General features: G+C 54.7%; 10 protein-coding genes. 5 read left to right on the plus strand and 5 right to left on the minus strand.

What is annotated here, in order from left to right:
- From K5E19_RS13715 to K5E19_RS13725, 3 genes are all read right to left on the minus strand, one after another.
- Complete coding sequence (locus K5E19_RS13715; RefSeq protein WP_221551703.1) at nt 1-1,398, minus strand: glycoside-pentoside-hexuronide (GPH):cation symporter; 1,398 nt, start codon at nt 1,396-1,398, stop codon at nt 1-3.
- Nucleotides 1,399-1,563: 165 nt separating this feature from the next.
- Nucleotides 1,564-2,934, minus strand: a complete 1,371-nt coding sequence (gene aroP, locus K5E19_RS13720) for an aromatic amino acid transporter AroP (RefSeq protein ID WP_221551704.1) — start codon at nt 2,932-2,934, stop codon at nt 1,564-1,566.
- Between the two features lie 46 nt (nt 2,935-2,980).
- Complete coding sequence (locus K5E19_RS13725; RefSeq protein ID WP_221551792.1) at nt 2,981-3,208, minus strand: hypothetical protein; 228 nt, start codon at nt 3,206-3,208, stop codon at nt 2,981-2,983.
- Between the two features lie 263 nt (nt 3,209-3,471).
- Here K5E19_RS13725 and pdhR point away from each other — a divergent pair, with 263 nt between their 5' ends.
- The 5 genes from pdhR (at nt 3,472) to traT (ending at nt 11,464) form a co-directional block, all read left to right on the plus strand.
- Nucleotides 3,472-4,236 carry a pyruvate dehydrogenase complex transcriptional repressor PdhR gene (gene pdhR, locus K5E19_RS13730; RefSeq protein WP_008501960.1) on the plus strand — a complete coding sequence of 255 codons (765 nt, stop codon included), beginning with the start codon at nt 3,472-3,474 and terminating at the stop codon, nt 4,234-4,236.
- Nucleotides 4,237-4,359: 123 nt separating this feature from the next.
- On the plus strand, nt 4,360-7,023 hold the full coding sequence (aceE, locus tag K5E19_RS13735; RefSeq protein ID WP_221551705.1) for a pyruvate dehydrogenase (acetyl-transferring), homodimeric type: 2,664 nt from the start codon (nt 4,360-4,362) through the stop codon (nt 7,021-7,023).
- A 14-nt stretch (nt 7,024-7,037) separates the two neighbouring features.
- Entirely contained in the window at nt 7,038-8,936 is a 1,899-nt protein-coding gene (gene aceF, locus K5E19_RS13740) for a pyruvate dehydrogenase complex dihydrolipoyllysine-residue acetyltransferase (protein WP_221551706.1), read from the plus strand.
- A gap of 175 nt (nt 8,937-9,111) precedes the next feature.
- Nucleotides 9,112-10,536 carry a dihydrolipoyl dehydrogenase gene (gene lpdA / locus K5E19_RS13745; protein ID WP_221551788.1) on the plus strand — a complete coding sequence of 475 codons (1,425 nt, stop codon included), beginning with the start codon at nt 9,112-9,114 and terminating at the stop codon, nt 10,534-10,536.
- 196 nt (nt 10,537-10,732) lie between these two features.
- Entirely contained in the window at nt 10,733-11,464 is a 732-nt protein-coding gene (gene traT, locus K5E19_RS13750) for a conjugal transfer complement resistance protein TraT (RefSeq protein WP_089599168.1), read from the plus strand.
- A gap of 44 nt (nt 11,465-11,508) precedes the next feature.
- On the opposite strand, the gene K5E19_RS13755 is transcribed toward traT, so the two are convergent.
- Nucleotides 11,509-12,300: a DUF2950 family protein gene (locus tag K5E19_RS13755; RefSeq protein WP_221551707.1), complete on the minus strand. Its 792-nt coding sequence runs from the start codon at nt 12,298-12,300 to the stop codon at nt 11,509-11,511.
- Between the two features lie 10 nt (nt 12,301-12,310).
- Nucleotides 12,311-13,852, minus strand: coding sequence for a DUF3300 domain-containing protein (locus tag K5E19_RS13760; protein WP_221551708.1), 1,542 nt, complete (start codon nt 13,850-13,852; stop codon nt 12,311-12,313).
- Nucleotides 13,853-14,485: the final 633 nt, after the last annotated feature.

Below are 14,485 nucleotides of genomic sequence, written 5' to 3' on the forward strand. Positions count from 1 at the left end.
TTATTTAGTCTCAGCGGCTTTGAGTTCCTGATAATCATTCAGCTCGCGGTAGTTGGCGCGACGCTTCTCCAGATCGGACTGGATCTGCTTCATGGTCTCACGGTCAACCTTCAGCAGGCGCACCACGCCAGCGGTAATTAAGTATCCAACGCCGGGAATGACGGTAAAGAGCAGCACGATCCCGTTAATGGCGTCCGCGCTTTGCGCTTTTGCGCCTGCGTCATAACCGTACCAGGAGAGCAGGAAGCCGACCATCGCTCCGGCAATCGCCAGCCCCAGCTTCAGGAAGAAGATGTTGCCGGAGAAGCTGATCCCGGTAATGCGCTTCCCGGTCTTCCACTCGCCGTAGTCGTCCACGTCGGCCATCAGCGACCAGTGCAGAGGAGACGGGATCTGGTGCAGGATGTTCAGCAGGAAGTAGAGCACCACGATGGTGACGGTGGCTTTCGGGTCGAAGAAATAGAAGGCGGTTGAGAAAATCGCCAGCACGATGTTGGTCCAGAAGAAGACCTTCAGCTTACACCAGCGGTCGGTCAGCACTTTTGCCAGCACGCTGCCGAGCATCATGCCGACCACGCCCAGGCTGATAAACAGCGTGGCGAAGTGGGTGCTCTGGCCCATCACCCAGGTGACGTAATACATGGTGGCCGCCATGCGGATAAAGCCCGGGCAGACGTTGCACAGGGTCAGGAGCAGAATGCGTACCCACTGGTCGTTCTTCCAGACGTCTTTCAGATCGTTTTTCAACTCGTCGTTGGTCTGTACCGCCGGGCGCACGCGCTCGCGCACGGTGGCGAAGCAGAACAGGAACATGCAGGTTCCAATCAGCGCCAGGACGGTCATTGCCATCTGGTAGCCTTTGGCTTTGTTGTCCCCGCCAAACCAGTCGGCCATCGGCAGCAGCGTTAATGAGAGCAGCAGCGTGGCGATGCCGACCAGCACGAAGCGATACGACTGGCAGGCCACACGTTCTTTCGGGTCGTTGGTGATCACGCCACCCAGCGAGCAGTAAGGGATGTTGATGGCCGTATAGGTCAAAGAGAGCAGGAAGTAGGTGACAAATGCATAGATAACTTTGCTGTTATAGCTCCATTCCGGCGTGGTGAACATCAGTATGCTGAACAGCGCGTAGGGGAAGGCGATCCACAGCAGCCATGGACGAAACCGGCCATATTTACTGCGGGTACGGTCGGCAATCGCCCCCATGATCGGGTCCGTTACGGCGTCAATCACGCGGACGGACAGCAGCAGCACGCCGACCAGCGCAGGCGCAAGGCCAAAAATATCCGTATAAAAATAGTTAACAAACAGCATGATGGCGCCGAAGATGATGTTGCATCCCGCGTCGCCCATCCCATAGCCGATCTTTTCTTTTACTGACAGTTTGTTGTTATCCATCGACAGCTCTCCGGTTTACGGTATGGAGAGAATTATTCGCTGGCTCATGAATATATGCGTTGCAGGATAAAGGCGGTGATATGGATGAAATGGCTGAAGGCCGGAATTTGTGAGGAAGGTAACAACACGCTGTACCCGCAAAAAACGGGTACAGCGCAGAGAGGCTTAGTGCGCTTTCACGGCTTTCTGGTTCTTCTGTTTCACCATGTAGCCCACGCCGAGGATCGCAATCCAGACCGGGATCAGGTAAACGGAAATCGCCATGCCCGGGGTGATCAGCATGATCACCAGCACGGCCGCCATAAAGACGAGGCACACCCAGTTGCCCAGCGGGTAAAGCAGGGCAGGGAAGCGCGTGGTCACGCCCTGCTGCTGCTTGGCGCGGCGGAACTTGATGTGAGCCAGGCTGATCATCGCCCAGTTAATCACCAGAGCAGAAACCACCAGCGCCATCAGCAGGCCGAAGGCCGATTCCGGTGCCAGGTAGTTAATCAGAACGCACAGCGCCGTGACTACTGCGGACACAATAATGGTGTTCACCGGCACGCCGCGTTTGTCGACATTGAGCAGCGCTTTCGGCGCGTTGCCCTGCTGAGCCAGACCGAACAGCATGCGGCTATTGCAGTATACGCAGCTGTTATAAACAGACAGCGCAGCGGTCAGAACAACCACGTTGAGCGCGTTAGCGACAAAGGTATCGCCCAGCTCGTGGAAGATAAGAACAAACGGGCTGGTGTCAGCGGTCACGCGGGTCCACGGCAGAAGGGAAAGCAGCACGGCCAGCGAGCCCACATAGAAGATCAGGATGCGGTAGATAACCTGGTTAGTGGCTTTTGGAATGCTCTGCTCCGGGTTGTCGGCTTCCGCGGCGGTGATGCCCACCAGCTCGAGGCCGCCGAAGGAGAACATGATGATAGCCATCATCATCACCAGGCCGGTCATGCCGTGAGGCAGGAATCCGCCCTGTTCCCAGAGGTTGCGCACGGTTGCCTGCGGGCCACCGTTGCCGCTGAACAGCAGCCAGCCGCCGAAGATGATCATCGCTACCACGGCAATGACCTTGATGATGGCAAACCAAAACTCCATTTCCCCGAACACTTTTACGTTGGTCAGGTTAATGGCGTTAATCAGGACGAAAAAGGCCGCAGCAGAAGCCCAGGTTGGGATTTCAGGATACCAGAACTGAATGTACTTCCCGACAGCGGTGAGTTCCGCCATGGCAACCAGGACGTACAGCACCCAGTAGTTCCAGCCAGAGGCGAAACCGGCAAAGCTGCCCCAGTATTTATAGGCAAAGTGGCTGAACGAGCCTGCAACCGGCTCTTCAACGACCATCTCACCCAGCTGACGCATGATCAGGAAGGCAATAAAGCCTGCGATTGCGTACCCCAAAATAATGCCCGGACCGGCTGACTGGATAACGGACGCGCTGCCGAGAAACAGGCCAGTACCGATAGCACCACCCAGTGCAATGAGCTGTATGTGGCGGTTCTTAAGCCCGCGCTTTAGCTGATCGCCGTGCTGTTGAGCTTCCATTTGAAACCTCGTGTGTGGTTGTTATGTTCACGCTGTGCGTGTGTAATTATGAAAATCCATATTCTGTATTTATTTCTTTACGGTTAATGACACCGAAAAAAGCGGAGATGACTTCCGTAAGCGCAAGAATAGTGGTAAGCGCCTGTGAATGCACCTGCTTTATGAAGGGCTGATGACGACTTGAATAAAAAGAAAGCATTTGTAAATCGGCCCGCTCATTCCTCCTAACCCAACCTATAGAATAGAAATGCGCAAGAAGTGGGCGAATTTTCATTATTTGCCTTGTTGAATCGCTTCAGATTGCAAAAACCCTCGTTTCATTATGGTTAAAACTGCCTCTTTGGTAGTAATCAACTCATTTGTGCAAAGTTACATTTCTGAAACGTTATTTCTGTAAGGTTGTTAAAATGTGCAGGGTTTACTGATTTCAATCAAAACCAATATGGACAGAAGGTGAATACTTTGTTACTTTAGCGATACGAACTTGAAATTGGTAAGACCAATTGACTCCGGGCAAAAAGGCGTAAGACAGGGAATATGGCCTACAGCAAAATTCGCCAACCAAAACTATCTGATGTGATTGAGCAGCAGCTGGAGTTTTTAATCCTCGAAGGGACTCTGCGCCCGGGTGAGAAACTTCCGCCAGAACGCGAACTGGCAAAACAGTTCGACGTTTCACGTCCCTCTCTGCGTGAGGCGATTCAACGTCTCGAAGCAAAGGGCTTGCTGCTTCGTCGCCAGGGCGGCGGAACCTTTGTGCAAAACAGCCTGTGGCAGAGCTTCAGCGATCCGCTGGTAGAACTTCTCTCTGACCACCCAGAATCCCAGTTTGACCTGCTTGAGACCCGTCACGCGCTTGAAGGTATTGCGGCCTATTACGCCGCCCTTCGCAGCACTGATGAAGATCGCGTGCGTATCCGCGAACTGCATCAGGCCATTGAACGGGCACAGCAGTCCGGCGATTTAGACGCCGAGTCCAGCGCCGTCGTCCAGTATCAAATTGCCGTCACCGAAGCGGCCCACAACGTGGTGCTCCTCCATCTGCTACGCTGCATGGAGCCCATGCTGGCCCAGAACGTTCGTCAGAATTTTGAATTGTTGTATGCCCGTCGGGACATGCTCCCACTGGTAAGCAACCATCGCACCCGAGTATTCGAGGCGATAATGGCCGGGGAACCGGAGCAGGCGCGCGAAGCGTCGCACCGCCATCTGGCTTTCATTGAGGAAATCTTGCTGGACCGCAGCCGTGAACAATCGCGTCGCGAACGTTCATTACGCCGCATACAGCAACGAAAGGATTAAGCGCCAGGTACTTTTAGAGCGCGGCAACTAAACGCAGAACCTGTCTTATTGTGTTCTTGCCCAAGAGCACAATGGGACAGGTTCCAGACAAATCAACGTATTAGATAGATAAGGAATACCCCCATGTCAGAACGTCTCCAAAATGACGTGGATCCGATCGAAACTCGCGACTGGCTACAGGCGATCGAATCGGTCATCCGTGAAGAAGGTGTTGAGCGCGCTCAGTATCTGATTGATCAGCTGCTTTCTGAAGCCCGCAAAGGCGGTGTGAAGGTTGCTTCAGGTGCAGGGGCTAGCAACTACGTAAACACGATTGCCGTCGAAGACGAACCGGAATACCCGGGCAATCTGGATCTGGAACGTCGTATCCGTTCTGCAATCCGCTGGAACGCCATCATGACCGTTCTGCGCGCATCCAAGAAAGACCTGGAACTGGGTGGCCACATGGCGTCCTTCCAGTCTTCTGCAACCGTTTACGAAGTGTGCTTCAACCACTTCTTCCGTGCAGCGAACGAGAAAGACGGCGGCGATCTGGTGTACTTCCAGGGCCACATCTCTCCGGGCATCTATGCACGTGCATTCCTGGAAGGTCGTCTGACTGAAGAGCAGATGAACAACTTCCGTCAGGAAGTTCACGGTAAAGGTCTGTCTTCTTACCCGCACCCTAAACTGATGCCTGAATTCTGGCAGTTCCCGACCGTATCTATGGGTCTGGGCCCAATCGGTGCGATCTACCAGGCTAAATTCCTGAAATACCTGGAACACCGTGGTCTGAAAGACACCTCCGAGCAGACCGTATACGCCTTCCTGGGCGACGGCGAAATGGATGAGCCAGAATCCAAAGGTGCGATCACCATCGCAACCCGTGAGAAGCTGGACAACCTGTGCTTCATCATCAACTGTAACCTGCAGCGTCTGGATGGTCCGGTAACCGGTAACGGCAAGATCATCAACGAACTGGAAGGCATCTTCGCAGGTGCTGGCTGGAACGTGATCAAAGTCATGTGGGGCGGTCGTTGGGATGAGCTGCTGCGTAAAGACACCAGCGGTAAACTGATCCAGCTGATGAACGAAACCGTTGACGGTGACTACCAGACCTTCAAATCCAAAGACGGTGCCTACGTTCGTGAGCACTTCTTCGGTAAATATCCTGAAACCGCAGCACTGGTTGCAGGCTGGACTGATGAGCAGATCTGGGCCCTGAACCGTGGTGGTCACGATCCGAAGAAAGTCTACGCTGCACTGAAAAAAGCGCGCGAAACCAAAGGTAAAGCGACTGTAATCCTGGCCCATACCATCAAAGGTTACGGCATGGGTGATACCGCAGAAGGTAAAAACATCGCTCACCAGGTTAAGAAAATGAACATGGACGGCGTGCGTTATATCCGCGACCGTTTCAACGTTCCAGTGACCGATGAGCAGGTAGAAAACCTGTCTTACATCACCTTCCCGGAAGGGTCTGAAGAGCACAAGTACCTGCACGAACGTCGTCAGGCGCTGAAAGGCTACCTGCCAGCTCGTCAGCCTAACTTCACCGAGAAGCTGGAACTGCCAGCGCTGGAAGACTTCTCTCAGCTGCTGGAAGAGCAGAACAAAGAGATCTCTACCACTATCGCTTTCGTTCGTGCCCTGAACGTGATGCTGAAGAACAAGTCGATCAAAGATCGTCTGGTTCCAATCATCGCCGACGAAGCGCGTACTTTCGGTATGGAAGGTCTGTTCCGTCAGATCGGTATCTACAGCCCGAACGGCCAGCAGTACACCCCGCAGGACCGTGAGCAGGTTGCATACTACAAAGAAGACGAGAAAGGTCAGATCCTGCAGGAAGGTATCAACGAGCTGGGCGCAGGCGCATCCTGGCTGGCTGCTGCGACCTCTTACAGCACCAACAACCTGCCGATGATCCCGTTCTACATCTACTACTCCATGTTCGGGTTCCAGCGTATCGGTGACCTGTGCTGGCAGGCAGGCGACCAGCAGGCTCGCGGCTTCCTGGTAGGCGGTACCTCCGGTCGTACGACCCTGAACGGTGAAGGTCTGCAGCACGAAGATGGCCACAGCCACATTCAGTCTCTGACTATCCCTAACTGTATCTCTTACGACCCGTCTTACGCGTACGAAGTGGCAGTCATCATGCATGACGGTCTGCAGCGCATGTACGGTGAAGCGCAAGAGAACATTTACTACTACATCACCACCCTGAACGAAAACTACCACATGCCGGCAATGCCAGCAGGTGCCGAGGAAGGTATCCGTAAAGGTATCTACAAACTCGAAACCCTCGAAGGTAGCAAAGGTAAAGTTCAGCTGCTGGGCTCCGGCTCTATCCTGCGTCACGTACGTGAAGCAGCACAGATCCTGGCGAAAGACTACGGTGTGGGTTCCGACGTGTACTCTGTGACTTCCTTCACTGAACTGGCGCGTGATGGCCAGGATTGTGAGCGTTGGAACATGCTGCACCCAATGGAAACTCCACGCGTTCCGTACATCGCTCAGGTGATGAACGACGCGCCAGCGGTGGCGTCTACTGACTATATGAAACTGTTCGCTGAGCAGGTTCGTACTTACGTTCCAGCTGATGATTATCGCGTTCTGGGTACTGACGGCTTCGGTCGTTCTGACAGCCGCGAAAACCTGCGTCACCACTTCGAAGTTGATGCTTCTTACGTGGTTGTAGCAGCACTGGGCGAATTGGCTAAACGTGGCGAAATCGATAAGAAAGTGGTTGCGGACGCAATCACCAAATTCAACATCGATGCAGAAAAAGTTAACCCGCGTCTGGCGTAAGAGGTAAAAGAATAATGGCTATCGAAATCAATGTACCGGACATCGGGGCTGATGAAGTTGAAATCACCGAGATCCTGGTCAAAGTAGGCGACAAAGTTGAAGCTGAACAGTCGCTGATCACCGTAGAAGGCGATAAAGCCTCTATGGAAGTCCCGTCTCCTCAGGCTGGCATCGTTAAAGAGATCAAAGTCTCTGTTGGCGATAAAACCGAGACCGGCAAACTGATCATGATTTTCGATTCCGCCGACGGTGCAGCAGCAGCTGCACCTGCGCAGGAAGAGAAGAAAGAAGCCGCTCCGGCCGCCGCTGCTCCAGCCGCTGCCGCAAGCGCGAAAGAAGTGAACGTGCCTGACATCGGCGGTGACGAAGTTGAAGTCACTGAAATCCTGGTGAAAGTGGGCGACACCGTTGCGGCCGAGCAGTCACTGATCACCGTAGAAGGCGACAAAGCCTCTATGGAAGTGCCAGCGCCGTTCGCCGGTACCGTTAAAGAGATCAAGATCAACACCGGTGACAAAGTGTCTACCGGCTCCCTGATTATGGTCTTCGAAGTGGCGGGTGCTGCACCTGCTGCCGCGCCTGCACAGGCCGCTGCTCCGGCTCCGGCTGCTGCACCAGCAGCTGCTGGCGGCGCGAAAGACGTTAACGTACCGGACATCGGCGGTGACGAAGTTGAAGTGACCGAAGTGATGGTGAAAGTGGGCGACAAAGTTGCCGCTGAACAGTCACTGATCACCGTTGAAGGCGACAAGGCTTCTATGGAAGTGCCTGCGCCGTTCGCGGGTACCGTTAAAGAGATCAAAATCAGCACCGGCGACAAAGTGTCTACCGGCTCTCTGATCATGGTCTTCGAAGTGGAAGGCGCTGCGCCTGCCGCAGCTCCGGCTGCCGCGGCTGCTCCAGCCCCTGCTGCTGCACCGGCTCAGGCTGCTAAACCAGCCGCTGCCCCTGCTGCTAAAGCAGAAAAATCTGAGTTCGCTGAAAACGACGCTTACGTCCACGCTACCCCGCTGATTCGTCGCCTGGCGCGCGAATTCGGTGTGAACCTGGCGAAAGTGAAAGGAACCGGCCGTAAGGGTCGTATCCTGCGCGAAGACGTTCAGACCTACGTGAAAGACGCGGTGAAACGCGCCGAAGCTGCACCAGCTGCAGCCGCCGGTGGCGGTATCCCGGGCATGCTGCCATGGCCGAAAGTGGACTTCAGCAAGTTCGGCGAAATCGAAGAAGTGGAGCTGGGCCGCATCCAGAAAATCTCTGGTGCTAACCTGAGCCGTAACTGGGTGATGATCCCGCACGTTACGCACTTCGATAAGACCGATATCACCGATCTGGAAGCGTTCCGTAAACAGCAGAACGCCGAAGCTGAGAAGCGCAAACTGGACGTGAAATTCACTCCAGTGGTCTTCATCATGAAAGCCGTTGCCGCTGCCCTTGAGCAGATGCCACGCTTCAACAGCTCCCTGTCCGAAGACGGTCAGAAGCTGACGCTGAAGAAATACATCAACATCGGTGTTGCGGTTGATACGCCAAATGGTCTGGTTGTTCCGGTCTTCAAAGACGTGAACAAGAAGAGCATCACTGAGCTGTCCCGTGAACTGACCACCATCTCCAAAAAAGCGCGTGATGGTAAGCTGACTGCCGGCGAAATGCAGGGCGGCTGCTTCACTATCTCCAGCATCGGCGGCCTGGGTACCACCCACTTCGCGCCGATTGTGAATGCGCCGGAAGTGGCTATCCTCGGTGTGTCTAAATCCGCGATGGAGCCGGTGTGGAATGGCAAAGAGTTCGTGCCGCGTCTGATGATGCCAATCTCTCTGTCCTTCGACCACCGCGTGATCGACGGTGCTGATGGTGCGCGCTTCATCACCATCATCAACAACACCCTGAGCGACATTCGCCGCCTGGTGATGTAATCGAAAAGCCGGCCAGTCGGCCGGCTTTTTTCTGATAATCTCATGGTGTTTGTGAGGTTATTGGCGAAAGCGACAATTCGTGAGCCGTTTGTTGTTTCAAAATTGTTAACAATTTTGTAAACTGCGGGCGGATAGAACGACCCGGTGGACGACGGGTATAAATTAAGAGGTCATGATGAGCACAGAAATCAAAACTCAGGTCGTAGTACTTGGGGCAGGCCCGGCAGGTTACTCCGCAGCATTCCGTGCAGCGGATTTAGGTCTGGAAACCGTCATCGTAGAACGTTACAGCACCCTCGGCGGTGTTTGTCTGAACGTCGGCTGTATCCCTTCTAAAGCGCTGCTGCACGTAGCGAAAGTTATCGAAGAAGCCAAAGCGCTGGCTGAACACGGTATCGTCTTCGGCGAGCCGAAAACCGATATCGACAAAATTCGTACCTGGAAAGAGAAAGTTATCACTCAGCTGACCGGCGGTCTGGCGGGTATGGCCAAAGGCCGTAAGGTGAAAGTGGTAAACGGTCTGGGTAAATTTACTGGTGCGAACACCCTGGAAGTGGAAGGCGAAAACGGCAAAACCGTGATCAACTTCGACAACGCGATCATCGCGGCAGGCTCTCGCCCAATCGAACTGCCATTCATTCCGCATGAAGATCCGCGCGTGTGGGATTCCACCGATGCCCTGGAGCTGAAAACCGTTCCTAAGCGTCTCCTGGTCATGGGCGGCGGTATCATCGGTCTGGAAATGGGTACCGTGTACCATGCGCTGGGTTCAGAGATCGACGTGGTTGAAATGTTCGACCAGGTTATCCCGGCTGCCGACAAAGACATCGTTAAAGTCTTCACCAAACGCATCAGCAAGAAATTCAACCTGATGCTGGAAACCAAAGTGACTGCCGTTGAAGCGAAAGAAGACGGTATTTACGTTTCCATGGAAGGCAAAAAAGCCCCTGCAGAAGCGCAGCGTTACGACGCCGTGCTGGTGGCTATCGGCCGCGTGCCGAACGGTAAAAACCTCAATGCTGGCGCAGCTGGCGTGGAAGTGGACGACCGTGGCTTTATCCGCGTTGACAAGCAGCTGCGCACCAACGTGCCGCACATCTTTGCTATCGGCGACATCGTCGGTCAGCCGATGCTGGCGCACAAAGGTGTTCACGAAGGTCACGTTGCCGCTGAAGTTATCGCCGGCATGAAGCACTACTTCGATCCGAAAGTGATCCCATCTATCGCGTACACCGAGCCAGAAGTTGCCTGGGTGGGTCTGACCGAGAAAGAAGCGAAAGAGAAAGGCATCAGCTACGAAACCGCCACCTTCCCGTGGGCTGCTTCTGGCCGTGCTATCGCGTCCGACTGCGCTGACGGTATGACCAAACTGATCTTCGACAAAGAGACTCACCGCGTCATCGGTGGTGCGATTGTCGGTACCAACGGCGGCGAGCTGCTGGGTGAAATCGGTCTGGCTATCGAAATGGGCTGTGACGCTGAAGACATCGCGCTGACCATCCACGCTCACCCGACTCTGCACGAGTCAGTTGGCCTGGCGGCAGAAGTGTTTGAAGGCAGCATCACCGACCTGCCAAACGCGAAAGCGAAGAAGAAATAAGTTTCTCTACGCTTGATAAACGCCTCTCCGGAGGCGTTTTTTTTTGCCTGTAACTACCTGATTTAGTAGTCATCCTATTGATATTTCCGCTAAAAATTTTCCTTCTTCTGCCGATACTTTTTTCACCATTATGTGGCTACTGGCCACGCGGTTTAGGGGTTCTGGACTCTTTTATTACACGAAAAAAGGAAAATACATGTCTTTGAAGAAAGTCGCGGTAATTGGCTTAGTGGCGGCAGCGCTGACGCTGACTGGGTGCGGCGCGGTAACGACGGCGGTGAAGAAACGCAACCTGGAAGTGAAAACCCAGATGAGCGAAACCGTCTGGCTTGAGCCATCCAACGAGAAAACGGTCTACATTCAGGTTAAAAACACCTCCGATAAAGACATGAGCAACCTGCAAACCCTGCTGGCGAACGACCTGATTGCCAAGGGCTATAAAGTGACCAGCTCCCCTGACGGCGCATATTACTGGGTACAGGCAAACGTCCTGAAAGCGGACAAAATGGACCTGCGTGAAGCGCAGGGCTACCTGAAAACCGGGTATGAAGGTGCGGCTGTGGGCGCTGCACTGGGTGCCGGGATCACCGCTTATAACAGCAACTCTTCCGGCGCAGCGCTGGGCGTGGGTCTGGCGGCGGGCCTGATCGGCATGGCGGCAGACGCCATGGTGGAAGACGTAAACTACACCATGGTGACCGACCTGCAGATCTCTGAGCGCAGCAAAGCAAAAGTCACAACCGATAACATCGCTGCCCTGCGTCAGGGGACTTCCGGCGTGAAGCTGCAGACCAGCACCGAGCAGGGCGATCGTGCGAAGTATCAGACCCGCGTGGTGTCTAACGCCAACAAGGTAAACCTGAAATTCGAAGAAGCGAAGCCGGTTCTGGAAGCGCAGCTGGCAAAATCGGTCGCGAATATTCTGTAAGAAAAAAGCCGGGCAGCGATGTCGCCTTGCCCGGCCTGCCTGCATTACGGGGCGACGGGTTGCCAGGTCTTATCCAGGTGGTATGCGCTCAGGGCATTTGCTTTCTGCGCTGAATCACTGCCGAGATCGCTCTGGTACACCTTGTCGTCCTGATTAATCACGAAGCTCATCACGCCCGTCTGACCGTAAGTAACTGGCCAGGCGATCATTGCGAAGCCGTTATTATCCGGCAGAATGCGGAAACGATAGCCGTGGTAGCCTGCTCCAGGCTCTTTCGGACTGAACGCCGGACCAAGTGGGCTTGGCGCTTCGCCTGGCGAGACGGGCCAGTACAGACCGTCCTTTTTCCCCTTGGAGCTGACAATTTTCTGCGCATACTTCTGGTTCAGCGCAAAATAGCTCTGCTGAGCATCGACATAGGCATGCAGCGCCTCAATGGCACCGAGTTCGTTACGCCCAATCTCGCGCGTGAGGATCGCTTCGGCGCCTGCTTTTATGTCAAATTGCCAGCCGGCAGCGGTTTTTATCACCGGGATCGGCAACTGCCAGTGGCTCTCTCCCACAACCAGATGCGCCACATCGCCCTCGATGGCGGTATCATGGCGAACGTTCCAGTCCCTCAGAAAACGATCAACGGCATCCGGGTCGACCCCTTCAGGCGGCAGGAAGTCGCGCCAGTTCTCCCCGAGCAGGTTGCTCATTGCACTTTCATCGTGCTCACTGATGGCGCTCACCAGCGCATCGGTTGCCTGGCCTGGCGTGCTGAACGATTGCTGTGCCATCGCGGTGGCTGAAAGCATGAATAACGCCATTCCACAGAGTAGTTTACTTTTCATGTCGGCTCCCTTAACGGTGACGGAATTCACGGTGTTCTGCGCGTCCGGCTGAGGCCTGACGGGGCTGCTGATGGCGGGCAGCGACTTGTCTGCTCTGCTCGCCCCGACGTTGCTGGGCTTGCCAGTTGGCGGAGCGGCTGTCGTTGCCGCTCAGCGCATTAGCGCGATGCTGGCTGGTACGCTGCTGCAGATTTCTCTGCTGGGCCGTGCGCTGCTGTGAGGGTTGCGATACCCGTTTTTCCTGCCGTTGTGTGGCTGTACGGTTGTTCTCAGTTCGCTTCGTGATTTGCGGTTTGGTGTCGTAGCCGCGGTAGTTATTGCGCTGTGAAATCTGCTTCAGCTGCTGGCTGGAGGCCTGGCGCTGCGCATCTCTGGTTGCCGGGCGCGTCGTCTGAGGGAACGTTTTTCCTGTCGATTTTTCCATTTGACTCAATGCGGCCTGACGCTGGGTGTCCCGATTGACCGGTTTTTGCTGCGTCGCACTGAGCCCTGTTGCCGCATTCGTGGAGTGGAAACGGGTATTGAGCTGGTTGGTCGGGTACGGCACACCTTCACGATAAGCAGGGTTGTGCTGCCAGGTGCGGTTGGCGTCCGTCAGGCGCTGCCCGCTGATTTTATTGAAGTTATCAACGTTGATATTGATGTTGTTATCGCCGTTGCGGTTGTAGCCGCCATGATTATCCCAGTCATCATCGTGATGGTGGTGGTCCCAGTCATCGTCGTCATCCCAGTCAATGTTGCTGAAGATTGCGTAGGTTGTTGCCACTCCCAGACTGAAGCCGAGACCCTTGACCAGACTGTCGGTGAATTGCTCCCCGGGGGAAGGCGGTAAATAGGTTGGCGGATAGGCCGCATTTGGCCAGGTACCGTAAACCGTATTTGGGTTATAGGTCGGAACGTAAACCACCTGTGGATCGGCGGATTCAATCTTTATCACCGTCGGGTTTGTGGTGGTGGTGTTTGTTGACTCGCTGGTGGCGGTTTTTGCAGGGGCAGGTTTCGTCACGGTCGTGACCGTCTGCTGTGGCGTTGATTGCAATGCACCGGTTTGTTGCGCCAGCAGGCGCAGGCGTTGCACGGAATCCATCACGTCTTTCGGCTGGGCGAGGAAGGCGTCTCCCAGATTTTGTACCCAGGGCGGGTTTTCACCCATCAGCGACATCAACTGAGGAAACGCCACCAGCGACTTTACGCTCGGATCCCACGGCTGACCTGCAACGGCCTGAATGGCGGCATCGCCCTGCATTTTGGGATTATCTTTTGACCACTGTGCAGCCTGAATAACGTTGGACGGGTAGGTAGAGGCCATTAAAATCTGCGACAGCAGGGCATCCGGGTAGAGCGCGATGGGAGCAACCCATTGATCGATTTGCGCGGCGGTGTAGGTTGGCGCGACAACAGGGGCGGGCTGGGCTGCGGAAGGTTGTTGCGCGACAGGAGCAGGGACGACCGGCTCCGTTGCCCGGCTTTTGACAAACATAACGCCTGAGGCGGCAAACAGCCCGGCACTGCAGAGAAGGACAAGCAGGTGTGGCTTAAAGGGCAACTTCATAAAATGACTCCAACGAGACAAGCGCTGTGCCGTGAGGCGTTCTTGTTGCCGCGAGTATTATTCACGCGTGTATGACAGTTTTGACTTTTCTTGGGAAACCACCGAAGCGTCCGGATAAAGAGTGTGTGCATTTATTACACAATTATATGCGATGCGGGAAAAACCGCAGGAAATTCAGAAGGCCGCTCTTGCGAGCGGCCAGCAGCTAGTTGCCGAGGTTGACGACAAACAGCACCGTGATGTCGGATATGTTCCAGCCACCGTGCAGCGCGGTTAGCAATAAACCGGTCACAACGATCAGCGCAGTGATTCGCATCTCCATTGCGTGCGTTCCTGTACAGGCTACGCGGGTTCATTCTTCACCGGGAAAGGCAGAACCAGGCAAATGAGTACATTGCCGCGTAGGTTACGGAACTGCTTCCGGGCCCGGTGACTGGTTGCTACACCAGCGAAGCAGGCCGGGGGCAACAGTATTACAGCCGAAATGGACTGAAAAGAGGTGAAATGCAGTTTCATCCTTTTTCATTCGAAACTGGATGGAGGCTCGTAAACACAAAATATGTGCTTGCGGATCCGCATACTCAGGAGCATTATTTATGCCGAGTGCATTGCCGCAAATCTGCCAACACGGTG

It is taken from the genome of Enterobacter sp. RIT637 (assembly GCF_019718755.1).
GTDB lineage: Bacteria > Pseudomonadota > Gammaproteobacteria > Enterobacterales > Enterobacteriaceae > Enterobacter.

Coding starts and splice junctions, on each gene's coding strand:
- K5E19_RS13715 (WP_221551703.1), bottom strand. CDS start 1,398: ATGGATAACAACAAACTGTCAGTAAAAGAAAAGATCGGCTATGGGATG.
- aroP (WP_221551704.1), bottom strand. CDS start 2,934: ATGGAAGCTCAACAGCACGGCGATCAGCTAAAGCGCGGGCTTAAGAAC.
- K5E19_RS13725 (WP_221551792.1), bottom strand. CDS start 3,208: ATGAAAATTCGCCCACTTCTTGCGCATTTCTATTCTATAGGTTGGGTT.
- pdhR (WP_008501960.1), top strand. CDS start 3,472: ATGGCCTACAGCAAAATTCGCCAACCAAAACTATCTGATGTGATTGAG.
- aceE (WP_221551705.1), top strand. CDS start 4,360: ATGTCAGAACGTCTCCAAAATGACGTGGATCCGATCGAAACTCGCGAC.
- aceF (WP_221551706.1), top strand. CDS start 7,038: ATGGCTATCGAAATCAATGTACCGGACATCGGGGCTGATGAAGTTGAA.
- lpdA (WP_221551788.1), top strand. CDS start 9,112: ATGAGCACAGAAATCAAAACTCAGGTCGTAGTACTTGGGGCAGGCCCG.
- traT (WP_089599168.1), top strand. CDS start 10,733: ATGTCTTTGAAGAAAGTCGCGGTAATTGGCTTAGTGGCGGCAGCGCTG.
- K5E19_RS13755 (WP_221551707.1), bottom strand. CDS start 12,300: ATGAAAAGTAAACTACTCTGTGGAATGGCGTTATTCATGCTTTCAGCC.
- K5E19_RS13760 (WP_221551708.1), bottom strand. CDS start 13,852: ATGAAGTTGCCCTTTAAGCCACACCTGCTTGTCCTTCTCTGCAGTGCC.